Origin of the sequence: Synechococcus sp. CS-1333 (assembly GCF_025128015.1) — a bacterium.
In the GTDB taxonomy this organism is placed as follows: Bacteria; Cyanobacteriota; Cyanobacteriia; order PCC-6307; family Cyanobiaceae; genus MW101C3.
Genome location: NZ_JAHLYO010000012.1, coordinates 32,436 through 47,747, shown reverse-complemented (window position 1 = coordinate 47,747; position 15,312 = coordinate 32,436). Strand labels below are relative to the sequence as shown.

Annotated in this window: 14 protein-coding genes, 1 tRNA gene and 1 other RNA gene; 7 read left to right on the top strand and 9 right to left on the bottom strand. The window is 70.5% G+C overall.

Features of this window, described 5'->3' with window-relative positions; all coding sequences use genetic code 11:
• Nucleotides 1-63: 63 nt before the first annotated feature.
• The gene (gene hemW / locus KQ303_RS03930; protein WP_259729239.1) at nt 64-1,359 is read left to right on the top strand and encodes a radical SAM family heme chaperone HemW; all 1,296 of its coding nucleotides are present in this window, start codon (nt 64-66) and stop codon (nt 1,357-1,359) included.
• Here the strand turns inward: hemW and panB are convergent.
• Nucleotides 1,241-2,053: a 3-methyl-2-oxobutanoate hydroxymethyltransferase gene (gene panB / locus KQ303_RS03925; RefSeq protein WP_259729277.1), complete on the bottom strand. Its 813-nt coding sequence runs from the start codon at nt 2,051-2,053 to the stop codon at nt 1,241-1,243. The two genes, hemW and panB, sit on opposite strands and share 119 nt — an antisense overlap.
• 46 nt (nt 2,054-2,099) lie before the next feature.
• Here panB and ffs point away from each other — a divergent pair.
• Nucleotides 2,100-2,196, top strand: an RNA gene (ffs, locus tag KQ303_RS03920) — signal recognition particle sRNA small type.
• Nucleotides 2,197-2,367: 171 nt separating this feature from the next.
• On the opposite strand, the gene ftsZ is transcribed toward ffs, so the two are convergent.
• The 5 genes from ftsZ to miaB all read right to left on the bottom strand — a co-directional run bounded on the left by ftsZ (nt 2,368) and on the right by miaB (nt 7,551).
• Nucleotides 2,368-3,528 carry a cell division protein FtsZ gene (gene ftsZ / locus KQ303_RS03915; protein WP_399232828.1) on the bottom strand — a complete coding sequence of 387 codons (1,161 nt, stop codon included), beginning with the start codon at nt 3,526-3,528 and terminating at the stop codon, nt 2,368-2,370.
• Nucleotides 3,529-3,697: 169 nt separating this feature from the next.
• On the bottom strand, nt 3,698-4,540 hold the full coding sequence (locus KQ303_RS03910) for a cell division protein FtsQ/DivIB (protein ID WP_259729237.1): 843 nt from the start codon (nt 4,538-4,540) through the stop codon (nt 3,698-3,700).
• Nucleotides 4,537-4,947 (bottom strand): hypothetical protein, encoded by a 411-nt coding sequence (locus tag KQ303_RS03905; RefSeq protein ID WP_259729236.1) that lies wholly within the window; start codon nt 4,945-4,947, stop codon nt 4,537-4,539. Before KQ303_RS03905 ends, KQ303_RS03910 begins: the two co-directional genes overlap by 4 nt.
• On the bottom strand, nt 4,944-6,041 hold the full coding sequence (locus KQ303_RS03900) for a D-alanine--D-alanine ligase family protein (RefSeq protein ID WP_259729235.1): 1,098 nt from the start codon (nt 6,039-6,041) through the stop codon (nt 4,944-4,946). Before KQ303_RS03900 ends, KQ303_RS03905 begins: the two co-directional genes overlap by 4 nt.
• 73 nt (nt 6,042-6,114) lie before the next feature.
• Nucleotides 6,115-7,551: a tRNA (N6-isopentenyl adenosine(37)-C2)-methylthiotransferase MiaB gene (gene miaB, locus KQ303_RS03895; protein ID WP_311134114.1), complete on the bottom strand. Its 1,437-nt coding sequence runs from the start codon at nt 7,549-7,551 to the stop codon at nt 6,115-6,117.
• A gap of 122 nt (nt 7,552-7,673) precedes the next feature.
• Here miaB and KQ303_RS03890 point away from each other — a divergent pair, with 122 nt between their 5' ends.
• Together KQ303_RS03890 and KQ303_RS03885 are read left to right on the top strand one after the other, a co-directional pair.
• On the top strand, nt 7,674-8,819 hold the full coding sequence (locus KQ303_RS03890) for a dipeptide epimerase (protein WP_259729233.1): 1,146 nt from the start codon (nt 7,674-7,676) through the stop codon (nt 8,817-8,819).
• Nucleotides 8,813-9,916 (top strand): DUF1611 domain-containing protein, encoded by a 1,104-nt coding sequence (locus KQ303_RS03885; RefSeq protein WP_259729232.1) that lies wholly within the window; start codon nt 8,813-8,815, stop codon nt 9,914-9,916. The genes KQ303_RS03890 and KQ303_RS03885 overlap by 7 nt, the downstream gene beginning before the upstream one ends.
• Here the strand turns inward: KQ303_RS03885 and KQ303_RS03880 are convergent.
• Nucleotides 9,898-9,970, bottom strand: a tRNA-His gene (locus tag KQ303_RS03880). The two genes, KQ303_RS03885 and KQ303_RS03880, sit on opposite strands and share 19 nt — an antisense overlap.
• Nucleotides 9,971-10,013: 43 nt before the next feature.
• Between KQ303_RS03880 and KQ303_RS03875 the strand changes: the two genes are divergently transcribed.
• Genes KQ303_RS03875 through KQ303_RS03865 form a run of 3 tightly spaced genes read left to right on the top strand, consistent with a single transcriptional unit; the run spans nt 10,014 to nt 13,268 of the window.
• Entirely contained in the window at nt 10,014-10,475 is a 462-nt protein-coding gene (locus KQ303_RS03875) for a DUF4359 domain-containing protein (protein WP_259729231.1), read from the top strand.
• The gene (locus tag KQ303_RS03870) at nt 10,472-11,782 is read left to right on the top strand and encodes an amidohydrolase family protein (RefSeq protein WP_259729230.1); all 1,311 of its coding nucleotides are present in this window, start codon (nt 10,472-10,474) and stop codon (nt 11,780-11,782) included. The genes KQ303_RS03875 and KQ303_RS03870 overlap by 4 nt, the downstream gene beginning before the upstream one ends.
• A gap of 43 nt (nt 11,783-11,825) precedes the next feature.
• Nucleotides 11,826-13,268 (top strand): FAD-binding oxidoreductase, encoded by a 1,443-nt coding sequence (locus KQ303_RS03865; protein WP_259729229.1) that lies wholly within the window; start codon nt 11,826-11,828, stop codon nt 13,266-13,268.
• A gap of 70 nt (nt 13,269-13,338) precedes the next feature.
• On the opposite strand, the gene KQ303_RS03860 is transcribed toward KQ303_RS03865, so the two are convergent.
• Nucleotides 13,339-13,971, bottom strand: coding sequence for a pentapeptide repeat-containing protein (locus tag KQ303_RS03860; protein ID WP_259729228.1), 633 nt, complete (start codon nt 13,969-13,971; stop codon nt 13,339-13,341).
• Nucleotides 13,972-13,991: 20 nt separating this feature from the next.
• On the bottom strand, nt 13,992-15,251 hold the full coding sequence (locus KQ303_RS03855; RefSeq protein WP_259729227.1) for a folylpolyglutamate synthase/dihydrofolate synthase family protein: 1,260 nt from the start codon (nt 15,249-15,251) through the stop codon (nt 13,992-13,994).
• Nucleotides 15,252-15,312 lie beyond the last annotated feature (61 nt).

Here is a 15,312-nt window from a genome sequence, read left to right as displayed (position 1 = left end):
CAGGACCTGCAGCATGCCCGATTCCGGTCGCTTTGACCGGGCGTCGTAACCGACCATTTGGCGATGGACATCCCCACCACAGGTGAATCCCGGGGGCCGCGCAGCGCCTATGTGCATATCCCGTTCTGTCAGCGGCGCTGCTTCTACTGCGACTTCGCCGTGGTGCCGCTCGGCGATCGGGCCGATGGTGCCAGCTCCGGCTCGATCCAGGCCTACCTGAAGCTGCTGCTGAGCGAAATCGCCGCCAGCCCGGCCGGCCCGCCGCTCTCCACGGTGTATCTGGGGGGTGGCACACCTTCGCTGCTCACCGCTGGCCAGATCCGCACCGTGCTGGAGGCGTTGAAGCAGCGCTACGGCATCGCCGCCGGGGCCGAGATCACCCTGGAGATGGATCCCGCCAGCTTTGATCGCCCCCGCCTCGCTGGCGTCCTGGCGGCGGGGGTGAACCGCGTCAGCCTGGGGGGCCAGAGCTTCGATGACGGGGTGCTGGAGCGGCTGGGGCGGCGCCACCGGCGCCGGGATCTTTTGGAAGCGGCCAGCTGGTTGCAGCAGGCGCGCCAGCTCGGTGACCTGCGCAGCTGGAGCCTGGATCTGATTCAGGGCCTGCCGCAGCAGGACCTGGCCCACTGGCGCGGGCAACTGGACCAGGCCCTTGCCCTCAGCCCGCCCCACCTCTCGATCTACGACCTGATCGTGGAGCCCGGCACCGTGTTCGCGCGGCGGCAACAGCAGGGCCAGCTGGAGCTGCCGGAGCCGGATCTGGGCGCCGATCTGATGGATCTCACCGGGGAGCGCCTGCGCGCGGCTGGCTACGGCCACTACGAGATCTCCAACTACGCCACGCCTGGCCACGCTTCCCGCCATAACCGCGTGTACTGGAGCGGCGCGGGCTGGTGGGGCTTCGGCATGGGTGCCACCTCGGCGCCGTACGGCCTGCGACTGGCCCGGCCCCGTACCCGCGCGGCCTATGCCGCCTGGTTGACGGAGGGGATGGAACAGGCCACAGCGATGGATCAGCCGGCAGTTGAGCCCAGCGGTGGCGGCATGGCGTTCGATGAACTGATGATCGTGGGGCTGCGGCGGCGCGAAGGGGTGGCCATGGCCGAGCTGGCCCGCCGCCATGGCCTCAGCAACGCCGACCTCGAGGATCTGCTGGCCCAGCTCTCAGGCGCCCACTGCCGCGAACTGTTGCGGATCGAGGGGGGGCGCTGGCGGCTCAGCGATCCCGCCGGCCTCGCCCTCAGCAATGCGGTGCTGCGGGTGATGGTCGAATGGTGGGAGCAGCGGGCGTCCAGTCTTCCGTCCATTGGCGCAGGGCCTGAACCGCCAGCTGGCGCCCATCGATCAGTGGCGGACTGAACGGCGGCTGCCGGCTGGTCAGCCCGAGCAGATCGGCCGTGACCCGCACCTGGCCGTCGCAGTCGTCGCCGGCACCGATGCCGATCACAGGAATCGCGAGCCTGCCCCGCAGGCTGGAAGCCAGCGGGGCAGGCACATGCTCCAGCACCAGGGCGAAGCAGCCGGCCGCCTCCAGATCCCTGGCCTGGCGCCGCAACCGTTCCTGGCTGATCGGATCGTTCGCCTGGCGCCGGTAGCCCAGCTGGTGCACCGACTGGGGGGTGAGACCGAGGTGCCCCATCACCGGCACGCCACTGCGCACCAGCCGGTCCACCACCTGCACGGTTTCCGCCTCACCGCCTTCCAGCTTCACCGCCGCAGCCTCGGTTTCCTTCAGCACCCGGCCGGCGGCAGCCATGGCCAGATCACCGCCGCACTGATAACTGAGAAAGGGCAGATCACAGATCACCATGGGCCGCTCCGCCGCAGCGCCCTGTAAGCCCCGGCCCACCGCCTTGGTGTGGTGGATCATTTCCTCCAGCGTGACCGGCAAGGTGGTGGCGTGGCCGAGCACCACCATCGCCAGCGAATCGCCCACAAGCACCGCTTCCACGCCGGCGGCCTGCACCAGCGCCGCCGAGAGGGCATCCCAGGCAGTGAGCACCCGGATCGGCAGACCAGCCTGCTTGCGTTGGATCAGATCTGCAGGGCGCAGGGGCACGCGAGCTAGGGCGCAGGCACTCCCTTGCTAGCATCGCCACGACTCGGACCCACGCGGCCCGGACGCCCAAATCTGGTCAGGCCTGGAAGGGAGCAGCCACACGGGATGCTCCAGGCAGGCGTGGTCTCCGGGTCACCCTCTTCAACCCAAGCGTTTCGGCTTTCAACGCAGGCCTTCCGCCGCTGAGACCCGCCGGCCAAGCTGCTACGCCGCTAGCCCTGGATAGAACGGGATCAGCTCGACTGAGATCCGCGCAGGCCGTAGCTCATCGCCAGACGCCCTAAGGAACCCTCGACCTGGCTGACGCTTCACTCCTCGCGGAGGTGGGACTGGCGGTTGAGCAGGAAGGGAGGAATCTTGGCGCCGCGGTGATCGGCGGGGGATTCGGCGGCTGGCGGCGTGGCGAAGGAGGGGGTGGAGCGTTCTGAGCGGTAAGGAGCACCACTCTCAAAGCCAGTGGCGATCACGGTCACGTGGATCTCGCCCTCGAGGCGATCGTCGACGACGGCTCCGATGATGATGTTGGCGTCGGGGTCGACCATGTCGTAGATGACCTCCGCCGCGGTGGTCATGTCCTCAAGGGTCATATCCTTGCCGCCGCTCACATTGATGACACAGCCCTTGGCGCCGTCGATGCGGGCCGATTCCAGCAGCGGGCTGCTCATCGCCGCCTGAGCGGCCTCGATCGCGCGGGAGCGCCCCGAGCCAACGCCGATGCCCAGCAGAGCGGTGCCCGCAAGGGTCATCACCGAGCGCACGTCAGCGAAGTCGACGTTCACCAGGCCCGGTTTGGTGATGATGTCGCTGATGCCCTTGACGCCCTGGCGCAGGACGTCGTCGGCGTGACGGAAGGCTTCCTGGAGGGGAGCGCCGGCAATGGCATCGCGCAGGCGGTCGTTGGGGATGACGATCAGGGTGTCGACGTGCTCCGCCAGACGGGCGATGCCCTCCTCAGCCTGGCGTAGCCGCTTGCGACCCTCGAAACTGAATGGCTTGGTGACGATCCCCACGGTAAGGGCGCCGCACTCCTTGGCCACCTCGGCCAGGATCGGTGCCGCACCGGTGCCAGTGCCACCCCCCATGCCTGCGGCGATGAACACCAGATCGGCACCCTGCATCGCTTCCTGGAGCTCATTGCGGGACTCTTCCGCCGCTTTCTGACCGATGGCAGGGTTACCACCGGCACCGAGGCCGCGGGTGAGTTTCTGGCCGAGCTGCAGCCGGTTCTGGGCCTGGGAGAGGAGCAGGGCCTGGGCGTCGGTGTTGAGCACTCGGAAGCCCACCCCCTGCAGATCGGAAGCGATCATCCGGTTCACGGCGTTGCTTCCTCCACCCCCGACGCCGATCACCTCGATGCGGGCCGTCTGGCTGGGAACGATGCCGTTGCTGCTGGGATGAGAAGAAGTCACGGCGTGTCCGTTGGAGCCAACGTGGTCGACGAGGGGGAGGCCTTCCGGTGCAGTCTCCATCAAGCGCGCTGAACCGTTCATCTCGGACAGCATTATGTCCTTCAGGTGCGGGAAAAGGATTGTCTGATCCCACACATTCGCCCGAATCTTCCATTCTCGCAACCGAGCCCGTCAGGTGAGGAGAAAGGCCTGAGCACACGGGCTGGCAGCTGCAACGGCATCGGTGGTCTCAGTTGGCAGTGGGTGGGGTACGGCGAGGGGCGGCAGACGCAGGCGTGCGCACGGTGAGGCCCAGTTCCGGTCGGTCGGGATCGCTCAGATCGATCGTGTTCACCGGCTTGCCCTTCACCCGGGCGGGAAGCTCCTCTTCCAGATGCTCCAGCACCTCGAGGCGACGGGTGAGCTGGCCGTCTGGGGGCCCCAGGCGCACCTCGCCCAGGTTGCGGGTGAGCAGCACGATCGTGCCGGTGGGCTCGAAACGGATCTGGCTGAGGTTTCCACCCAGCTGTTCCCGTTCAGCCAACACCTGGGCCAGGGGCGCTCGGTAGGCCGGCTGCCAGCCCAGCACCAGCAGGCTGCTGGGTGAGACGCCACCGGATTTGGCCGTCAGCTGGTGGGGGCCGCAGTTCATCCAGTTGCCGAGCCGGTCCACACAGCCCCGCTGGAGGCCGGCAGGGGTGCGGCGTTCAGCCATGGCCACCGCCTGGCGATCGACCAGATCGATGCGCAGACGGGGTGGCAGCATCAGGCGCTGGACGCCCACCTGCTCCACCGGCAACGTCGCCGCCAGCCGATCCTTGAGCTCCCGTGGCTGCAGGCTCAACAGGGTGAGTGGAAAGCGCAGCTGGGCGGCGCGGATCACCTCCTCGCGGCTCACCTGCTCACTGCCGATCACCAGCACCTGATCCGGCCCCCGTAGCGACCAGCCCTGGCGCAGCAGCCCGTACCCCAGACCGGCGGCACCGGCGGAGAGCAGCAGCAGCCGCCAGAAGTTGCGCAGGCGTTCATTGCGGCGCTGAAGGCGCAACTGGCGGCGCCGCTCCACCCCAGGAGGCAGAGGGGCCTGGCTCACAGCTCGCAACGGGAGCGGGCCATCAGGTCGTGCATCCAGCGGCGTGCACGCTCGGCATCGGAGAAGGGCACATCCTTCTGCACCCCGTTGCCCACCAGCCTGAGCCGGCAGCTGCCCTGGCTTTCTTCGGTAAGTGGCGCATCACCGGAACCAAGCGCCATCAGCTCAAGCAATTCCAGCTTGCTGATCTGGAACTCGCCCTGGGGCTTGAGTTGCCCCGCCTCAAACGTGCTCCAGATCAGCTGGCCGTCGCGCAGGAGCGCCGCCCCACAGCCATCGAGCTTGGCCAGCTCCGCCCCCGAGGCCCAGTCGCGGAAGAGGCGTTGCCGCCGGCGCTCCAGCCAGCCCAGCGCCGTGAGCAGCACAAACACCAGCAGCAGAGGGAGCCAGAGCAATCCGTGCGTCATGCCGCCTGAGCTCCTGCCTGCAGATCACGGCGTGATTCTCTCGCCAACTGAACCAACTCGTGCACCAGACCCTCCAGTGGGAGGTCAGTGGCCTCCCAGAGCATCGGATACATGCTCTGGGAGGTGAAGCCCGGCAGGGTGTTGATCTCGTTGAGCCAGAGATCGCCGCTGGCCTCGTCGTAGAAGAAATCCACCCGGGCGAGCCCCTCGGCCGCCACCGCCCGGCAGGCCTCGATGGCCATGGCCCGCGCCCGCTCGCTCACCGGCTCCGCCACCGGCGCCGGGATCAGGGTGTGGCTGAGCCCTTCGCTGTACTTGGCGGTGTAGTCGTACCAGTCGGCATCGAAACGGATCTCGCCGACCACCGAGGCGCGCAGCTGGCGTTTGCCCAGCACGGCGCACTCCAGCTCCCGTGCCGTCACGCCCCGTTCCACCACCAGGCGGTGGTCATGGCGGGCCGCTTCCCGCAGCCCGGCCAGCAGGCTGGGGCGGTCGATCGCCTTGCTGATGCCCACGGAAGAGCCGAGGTTGGCCGGTTTGATGAAGCAGGGGTAGCCGAGATGGTGCTCCAGCCGCTCGAGCAGCTTCAGGGGAACACCCTGGCCCTCCAGTTCTGCGGCATCCACGCCCTGGTAAGCCACCTGGGGCAGACCGGCGGCGGCGAAGGCGGCCTTCATCGCCAGCTTGTCCATGCCCACGGCGGAGCCGAGCACGCCGGATCCCACGAAGGGCACCTGCATCAGGCTGAACAGCCCCTGGATGGTGCCGTCCTCGCCGTTGGGGCCATGCAGCACCGGAAACCACACCTCCACATCAGCGGCGCCGGTGGGCAGGCCCTGGAAGCCGGCGCGCACCGGGGTGGCCGGCAACTGGTCGGCCGCCGGTGGCACGCCCTGGGCCAGCACCGCATCGGCCACCGCCGGCGGCCACCAGTGGCCCTGCAGGTCGATGTAGAAGCAGCAGAGGCGGTAGCGGCCGACGTTGGCGCCACGGCGCAGGGCACCGGCCACCGTGACCGCCGAGCGGATCGAGACCGCGTGCTCCCCGGAGACCCCTCCGAACACCAGTCCGATCGTGCACGGGGCTGAGGGCATGGCGTCAGTCAGGCCGCAGGGCCGAAAGCGAGAGGCCAAACGTATCAGTGCTGGGAAGACGCGGCCCGCCGGCTCAGCAGCTCAGTGCCGGCACACGCGGCAGGCCGGAGAGCGAAAACGCCCGCACCGACTCAATCTTGACCGGCACCAGCGACCCCGGTTGGATCGTCCCTGCCCCCGGTGCTGCTCCCCGCTGCGCCTGGGCTGCCGCAGGGTCAGCCTCAGCGGCGGGGAAAAAGGTGAGCCGATTGGTGCGGGTGCGGCCCATCCACTGATCGGGATGCCTGGGGTTGCGCCCCTCCACCAGCACCTCTTCGGTGCGGCCCAGATAACGCAGGCTCCGCGCCCGGGCGGTGGTCTCCACCAGGGCATTGATCTCCTGGAGCCGTTCCACCTTCACGCCTTCACTCACCTGGCCGGGCCAGCCGGCGGCGGGGGTGCCAGGGCGGGGCGAGTAAGCGGCGGTGTTGACCTGGTCGAAGCCGATCTCCTCGATCAGGGCCAGGGTGCGGCGGAACTGGGCATCGGTTTCGCCGGGGAAGGCCACGATCACGTCGGCACTGATCGCCGCATCGGGCATGCGTTCCCGGATGCGCTCAAGGATGCGGCGGTAGCGCTCCACCGTGTAGCCCCGCGCCATCGCCTTGAGCACGTCGTCGTCGCCGCTCTGGAAGGGGATGTGGAAGTGCTCGCACACCTTGGGCAGCACGGCACAGGCCTCGATCAACCGTTCGGTGAAGTAGCGGGGGTGGCTGGTGGCGAAGCGGATCCGCTCGATCCCCTCCACGTCGTGCACCGCATGCAGCAGGTCGGTGAGGGTGTGCGCGCGGCGGCCCTCCGGGGTGATGCCGGGCAGGTCGCGGCCATAGGCATCGATGTTCTGGCCCAGCAGGGTGATCTCCTTGAAGCCCCGTGCCGCCAGCCCCTCGATCTCCAGCCGGATGGCCTGCGGGGTGCGGCTCTGCTCCTGGCCCCGCACCGCGGGCACCACGCAGTAGGTGCAGCGCTCGTTACAGCCGTAGATCACGTTGACCCAGCCGCAGACGGCGCTGTCGCGGCGGGCGGTGGTGATGTCTTCGAGGATGTGGTGGTCGTCGGTGGCGACCACCTGCTGACCGCTGGCCACCTGCTCCAGCAGGGTGCCGAGCCGGTTGGCGTGCTGGGGGCCCATCACCAGATCAAGCTCGGGCACGCGCCTCAGCAGCGCCGCTCCCTCCTGCTGGGCCACGCAGCCTGCCACCACCAGGGTCAGGTGGGGATTGGTGCGTTTGCGCTGGGCCTGGCGGCCTAGATAGCTGTAGACCTTCTGTTCTGCGTTGTCGCGGATCGTGCAGGTGTTGTAGAGCACCAGATCAGCGGAATGCTCATCGCTGCCTGCGGCGTAGCCCATGGCTTCGAGGATTCCGGCCATGCGCTCGGAATCGGCCTTGTTCATCTGGCAGCCGAAGGTGGTGATCCAGTAGCTGCCTTTGGTGGGTGGGGTCGCGCTCATCGCACCAGTTTCGGCCATGGCATGGATCCCTGGGCAGGGTGCGTCTGCGGATCACGGCGCGAGGAGCCGGGGATGGCGCAAACCACCGGCCATGGCGGAGACTGCCTGTGGGGGGAACCGATGCACGCCCCTTTCCGAGCATGCACGCTCGTCTTCGCCGCTTTTCCCTCACCAAGGCCGTGCCGCTCACGATCAGCCGCGGCACCTCGCGTGGGGTGGAGCGTGTGCTGGTGGAGATTGAGCACGACGGCACCATCGGCCAGGGCGAGGCCGGCGGCTTCGACACCGGCCATCGACGGTTCAGCACCGATGACGTGGCGGCGGAACTGGACGCCCTGTTGCCGCGCCTGGAGAGCCCCGACGCCCTCGGCCGCCCCCGCGATCCGAGCGAGCTGCAGGCCCTTCAGCCCCTGCTCGCGGGGCTTTCGCCGCCGGCCCGCTGCGCCGTCGATCTGGCTCTGCACGACTGGTGGGGCCGCCGTCTGGGCGAGCCGCTCTGGCGCCTCTGGGGTCTCGATCGCCAGGCCTGTACCCCCACCAGCGTCACCCTGGGGCTGGGCACGGTGGAGCAGGTGCGCGCCCGGCTGGTGGGCTGGCAGGAGCGGCTCGGTGTCAGGCCGCGGCGGGTGAAGCTCAAGCTCGGCAGCCCTGATGGTGCCGACCACGACCGGGCCCTGGTGCAGGCGGTGGCCACCACTCTCACAGGGTTCCCCGGCGCCGAGCTGCAGGTGGATGCCAACGGCGGCTGGGACCTGCCCACGGCGCGCCAGCTGATTCCCTGGCTGGCGCAGCAGGGGGTGGTGCTGGTGGAGCAGCCGCTGCCCGCTCTGCAGGATCCGGAGGCCGATGCCGCCGCCTTCGCCGCTCTCGACCTGCACTGCCCGATCCCGCTCGTGGCCGACGAGAGCTGCTGGGATCTGCAGGACCTGCTGCGGCTGGCCCCCCATGTCGATGGGGTGAACCTGAAGCTGCTCAAGACGGGCGGGCTGTCGGAGGCCTGGCTGATGGCGCAGACCGCCCGACGCCTCGGCCTCGATCTGATGCTCGGCTGCTACTCGGACAGCGCCCTGCTCAACGGGGCCGCCGCCCAGCTGCTGCCGCTGGTGCGCTGGCCCGATCTGGACAGCCACCTCAACCTGGTGGACGCCCCCTTCAGCGAGCCGGAGCGGGATGGCGACATCCTGCGCCCCAGCTCCCGGCCGGGCCTGGGTCAGCCCCCCTCAGAGGGTGCCGTCCCCGATGGGACCGCCGCCGGCCCTTCCCCGCCGGAGCCGCCACGGTGCTGAGCGCCTCGGCCCGGGTGGTGCTGCTGCAGCACGATGGCCTCGACAATCTGTCCGGCAAGACGGGCCTGGCGCTGTTGCGCTACCGCAGCGGGCCGATCGTGGCGGTGATCGATCCGGCGCAGGCAGGTCTGCCGCTGGAGCAGGTCACCGGCATCCCCCGCGCCATTCCGGTGGTGGCCAGCCTGGCGGAGGCTCTCCCCTACGGCCCGGAGGTGGCCGTGGTGGGGCTGGCGCCTTCGGGCGGCCTGCTGCCGGAAGCACTGCGCCGCGATGTGGCCGCCGCCCTGCAGGCCGGTCTGCATGTGGCCAGCGGGCTGCACACTCGCCTGGCCGACGACCCCTCGCTGGCGGCCCTGCGCGGTCCCCAGCAGTGGATCTGGGACCTGCGGCAGGAGCCGCCAGGGCTGCAGGTGGCTGCGGCACGCTGCGCAGCCCTGCCCGGCCAGCGCCTGCTCGCTGTGGGCACCGACATGGCCGTGGGCAAGATGAGCGCCTGCCTGGAGCTGGTGGCCGCCGCCCGCCGCCAAGGCCTCGACTCCCGCTTCGTGGGCACCGGCCAGGCGGGCATCCTGATCAGCGGCGGCGGGGTGCCGCTCGATGCCGTGCGCGTGGATTACGCCGCCGGGGCCGTGGAGGGGGCGGTGCTAGAGGCCTGCCAGGCCGGTGGGGGCGGCGACCCGGCCGTGGCGGCCTGCAACGACGGCACCCTGGTGCTGGTGGAAGGCCAGGGCTCGCTCTGTCATCCGGGCTCCACCGCCACCCTGCCGCTGCTGCGCGGCAGCCAGCCCACCGGTCTGCTGTTGGTGCATCGCGCCGGTCAGCGGGCGATCTCGCGGCATCCGACCATCCCCATCCCCCCGCTGCCTCAGCTGATCGCGGCGGTGGAGCAGTTGGCGGCGCTGGGCCGTCCGGGCGGCCTGCCGCCGGTGCGGGTGCGGGCCGTAGCGCTCAACACGGCGCTGCTGGGGGAGGCGGAAGCGGCGGCGGCCTGCGCGGATGGGCAGAAAAAAACCGGACTCCCCTGCGGGGATCCGGTGAGGAGCCGCGCAGCAGCCGATCGACTGGTGGCGGCTTTGAGGGCGAGCGAGGGGACTTGAACCCCCGAATGGCGGCGCCACAAGCCGCTGCCTTAACCACTTGGCTACGCCCGCCGTGGTCTTTGCCAATGTATCAAGTAGCCCCGCCTGCTGCCCCTTGCCCGCCGCGCCCCCATCCGCCTCGCGCCTCTGGCCGCTGCTGGCCGGAGCGGCTGGCCTCGGAGGCACCGCCCTGGCCCTCCTGTTCACCAACCCTCCACCGAACGACTTCGAAAGCTTCGCCGGCGATCAGCTGGTGGAACTGGCGGTGGAGGAGGTCTGCGGCGCAGATGGGCTGCCGATGCCGTTGCGGCTTGTGGTGCAGAACTGCCCGGAGCTGATCCGCAGCCAGTCGCAGGTGCTTGGCGCCCTGGCCCGGCAGGGCACGACGCGGCACAACTTCGGCGTCTTCAGCCTGTACCAGACGGAGATCGGGGGCCAGGAGGTGTTGCCATTCCTGCGCATTCCCCGCTACCGGGTCATCACCCTGGCCGGCGCCGGGCACTTCGTGATCCTCTCCACCTCGAAGGACGGCAGAGAGGAGAACGACGCAGGCGCCACCAGCGACGCCAGACCGTGAGCGCCACACCCCTGCCGCCCCTGCGGCTGCCGCGCTGCCTTCTGGATCCAGGCGCCGTCCACCTGCCGGCAGCTGATGCCGAAGGCCTGGTAGCCGTCGAGCTGGAGCATGCCGAAGGGCGTTTCACCGCGATCAAGCCCTATCCAGCACAGGCCGAGGCACGGCTGCCGCTCGCCCTCACCCCCCTGCTGGAGCCCCACGCCCACCTCGACAAGGCCTTCAGCTGGGAGCGCCATCCCAACCGGACGGGAACGATGGCGGGCGCCCTGGCCGCCAACCAGCGCGAGCATCACGAACGCAGTGTGGAACAGGTGCACGCGCGCGCGGAGCGTGCCCTGGACCAAGGCTGGCGCTACGGCTTGCGGGCCATGCGAAGCCATGTCGACAGCCTCGGCCCAGGCGCCGAGGTGAGCTGGGAGGCCCTGCTCGATCTGCAGCAGGCGTGGGCGGAGCGGCTGCCGCTGCAACTGGTGGCGCTGGTGCCGGTGAGGCACTGGGCCACCGCGGCAGGCGAGCAACTGGCGCGTCAGTTGCTGGGCCGGCGGGGGGAGAGTGCAGCCGCGGCCGGCGGGGTGCTGCTGGGCGGCGTGCTGGGCGCCCCGTTCCCCCCCGACGGCGCCGATGGCGAAGGACTGCGGGCTCTGCTGCGCCTGGCCGATGGCCTGGGTTGCGGCGTGGACCTCCACATCGACGAAAGCGCCGATGGCGCTGGCGCTGGCGTGGCCCTGGCCGCCCGCCTCGTGATCGAGCTCCGTATCGGTGTGCCCGTGTGCTGCAGCCACAGCTGCAGCATGTCCCAGCTACCGGTGCGCCGCCTGCTGCCCCTCGCCGACGCCATGGCCGAGGCGGGGCTGGCGGTGGTGGCGCTGCCGACCACCAACCTCTGGTTGCTGGGGCACCGCGACGGCCACACCCCCGCCCAACGCCCGCTGGCACCGATCCGCCAGCTGCAGCGCGCCGGGGTGACGGTGGCGGTGGGGGGAGACAACGTGCAGGATCCCTGGTATCCGGGCGGAGACTTCGATCCCCTGGACCTGCTGCGCTTCTCCATGCCGGCCGCTCACCTGGCCCCATGGCAGCGCCAGGGCCTGATGCCCTTCACCACCGCCTCCAGCCGCCTGATGGGATTGGCCTGGGACGGGGTGGTGCGACCAGGGGCACCCGCTGATCTGCTCCTGCTGGGCGCCTCCAGCTGGAGCGACCTGCTGGCCCGGCCTGTACCGCGGCGGGTGCTGCGCGCGGGTCGCTGGTTGCCGGCCCCGTCGCCGTCGCCACTGCAGCAACTGCTCGAAGCGCTGCCAGCCTGAGAGCCTGAGAGCCTGCCAGCTTGAAACCACTGCCCCGTTCCCCGTGACCCGCTCCCCTGCCAGCGCACCGGTCGCGCTGCTCCCTGTCGCCCTGCCCGCCGGCCTGCCCACTCCCGTGAGCGCAGAGCGGATCGAAGCGGTGTCCCGGCAGCTCCGTGCCGCCGCCGGCCCCCCGGGCAGCGGCCCCGCTGCGGAGCTGGTGGGGCGAGGCAGCGAGCTTGAGAAACTCTCCCACGACTTCTTCACCTATTCGCCGGTACTCACGCCGCTGCTCAGCGGTCACCACGCCCAGCTGGTGGTGAAGGCCACGCAGCTGGGGCACGTGCAGCAGGTGGCGGCGGCCTGCGCCCAACAGCAGGTGCCGCTCACCGTGCGGGGCGCCGGCACCGGCAATTACGGCCAGTGCGTGCCGCTCGCCGGTGGCGTGGTGCTCGATCTCAGCGGCCTGCGACAGCTGCGGCAGTTCGATGCGGCCAGCGGCGTGCTCACGGCAGAGGCGGGCTGCCTGCTGGGCGACCTCGACCGTCAACTGGCGGCCCGGGGCCGCGCCCTGCGGCTCACCCCCAGCACCTCCCGCAGCGCCACGCTGGGGGGCTTCATCGCCGGGGGATCCGGAGGCATCGGTTCCCTGCGCTGGGGCTTCCTGCGGGATCCCGGCAACCTGCTGGGCCTGGAGATCGTGACGGTGGAGCCCGAGCCGCGGCTGCTGACGCTCGATGCCACCGGCAGCCGGCCGCTCAATCACGCCTACGGCACCAACGGCATCCTCACGGCGGTCACCGTGCCAACCGCCGCCGCCGAGACCTGGCAGCAGCTGGTGGTCGACTTTGCAGACTGGGACAGGGCGCTGGAGGCCGCCAGGCTGCTGCCCTGCGCTGCCCTGGTGCTGCAGGAACTCTGCCTGCTGGAGGCGCCCGCCGCCCGCCAGCTCCCCCTGCCCGGCGGCTGCCCGGCGGCCCGCGGCCACCGGCTGCTGCTGCTGGCCGCCCCCCATGCCCTGCCGGCCCTGATGCCGCTGCTGGATCAACTGGGCGGAGCCCTGGTGTGGCAAGCAGCGGAGGGGGAAAGCCGCGGGTTGCCCCTGCGCGAACTCACCTGGAACCACACCACCCTGCATCTGCGGGCGCAGGACAAGGGCTGGACCTATCTGCAGATGCTGTTGCCCCAGCCGGAAGGGCCGACGCTGGGCGCCTTGAAGCAGCGCTGGGGCGACGACCTGCTCTGGCACCTGGAGGGCGTGCGTCAGCAGGGCCAGCAACGTCTGGCGGCGATTCCTCTGGTGCGCTGGCGGGATCGGGCGGCGCTGCAGGCCTTGATGGAGCAGGCCAGGGACCTGGGCGCCCTGCTCTTCAACCCCCACAGCCTCACGGTGGAAGACGGCGGCTTGGGGGTGATCGATGCCGACCAGGTGGCCGCAAAGATGGCTTATGACCCAGCGGGGCTGCTCAACCCCGGCAAACTGCGCGGCTGGACCAGCTGCGGCTGATCACCCCGCCCACATTCAGACACGCGGACGCCCGGCCATCCCCGGCCAAACAGGGCGGGGCTGCCTGCGCTCAGCCGCACTCCAGGCTGGCCCGGGTGCTGATGCCGGTGAGCGGGTGGGTGCCGCTGGCCCGCTGGCAGAGAGCGCGCTGATCGGCGCGGTCCAGCAGGGCATCGGTGAAGTCGGCGTTCTCCACCTGCGCGCCGCTGAAGCTGCTGCCGGCGGCGATCACCCCGCGCAGCAGGGCACCGCGCAGATCGGTTTCACTGAAGTCAGCCCGGTCCATCAGCGCGTCGGAGAGATCGGCGCCACGGAAATCGGAGCGCGAAAACACTCCCTGCGTGAGGATCGAGCCGTGCAGATCGGCTCCAGAGAAATCGGCATCCCGCCCCAGCGCGCCGGCAAACGACGTGTTGGCGAGCTGCTGACCGCTGAAATCCACGCCGCTCTGGTTGGTGAGCGTGTAATCGACCCGGTCCTGAAACAGAGCGCGCTCCTGGAGGCCCACCCCGGCGGAGGTGTCGAGCGCCAGAGCCGGCAGCGGCCCGAGGCCTGCCCCCAGCAGCAGCGCCGCTACCAGCACGGCCAGTGCGGCCAAGCGCGTGTTCACGGCCAGGGCTGGGCGCACCGCCAGCCAGCGCCAGCCCGGCAGCGTGGCCGCTTCCACTGCCTCTTTACGCACCACCACCTCTCTATGCGTCATTCCCTCTTGATGCCTCACTGTCATCGCTCCAGCACGGACATGCCGTCCTCACTCTCCCCTGCTCCGGGGGCCAGGTCCAGCGTGCCAGCCGCCAGCAGGCTGCCCAGCAGGTAGAGCGAGCCCGCCACCACCACCGGCGGGGCCCCGGCAACGGTCTCCCAGACGGTGGACGCCGCCGCCAGTCCCTCTTCCAGGCTGGCGGCAGCCAGCAGGGCGCTGGCCCGCTCGGGGCAGGCGCTGCGCAGCTCGGCGGCGCTCCAGCAGGCGTGGCCGGGAACGGGCACCAGCCAGCAGCGATCCGCGGGGGCCAGCAGGGCGTGCACCATCTCCGGGCCCTGCTTGTTGGCCAGCATGCCCAGCACCCAGAGCCGGGGCGGCGCCGGCTTGCCCCTGCCGCCACCGTCAAGTTCGGCCCGCAGCGCCTGGGCCGCCGGCAGGTTGTGCGTCCCGTCCAGCAGCAGGGGCAGCTGGCCCCAGCGCGCCCGCTGCCGGCGGCCTGGCCAGCGGGCGGCGGCAAACCCCGCGCTGATCGCCCCATCGGGGAGGTGCCAGCCCTGGCGGCGCAGCACCTGGAGCATCTCCAGCGCCACCGCCGCATTGGTGCGCTGCATGTCGCCCGGCAGACCATGGCGCCAGCGCAGCCGACCCGCCACCAGCTCCTGCCCCTGTTGCTCCAGCGGTCTCACCCAGTGAAGTGGGCAGCCCTGCAGCTGCGCCCGCTGCGCCAGCACGGCCGCCACATCGGGCCGCTGGGGGCCAGACACGGCCGCAGCGGCCCCATGCAGCACGCCGGCTTTTTCAGCGGCGATCGCCGCCTCGCTGTCACCGAGGAATTCAGCGTGGTCGAGGCCGATGCTGGCGAATCCCAGCACGCGGCGATCAGGGTGGACCGTGGTGGCATCCAACCGTCCCCCCAACCCCACCTCCAGCACCACGATCTCCAGCCCGGCTTCGGCGAAGGCCACGAAAGCCGCCGCCGTCACCAGCTCGAACGGGGTGAGATCGTGACGGCACGCCAGCGGCTGCAGGGCCGTCAGCAGATGGCGCAGGTGGGCGGGAGCGATGGGACCGGCCCCCAGCTGGATCCGCTCGCACCAGCTCACCAGATGGGGCGAGGTGTAGAGCCCGCAGCGATGGCCGGCGGCCTGAAGCGCCGCATGGAGCAGCACACAGATCGAGCCCTTGCCGTTGGTGCCAGCCACCTGCACGGCGGCGAAGCGGCGTTCGGGATGGCCCAGCTCCGCCAGCGCCGCCCGCAGACGCACCAGGCCCAGGTCCACCCCGCGACGGCTGAACGGTTCGATCAGGTCAGCGAAGTCGTCGATGGGTGGGAACCGATGA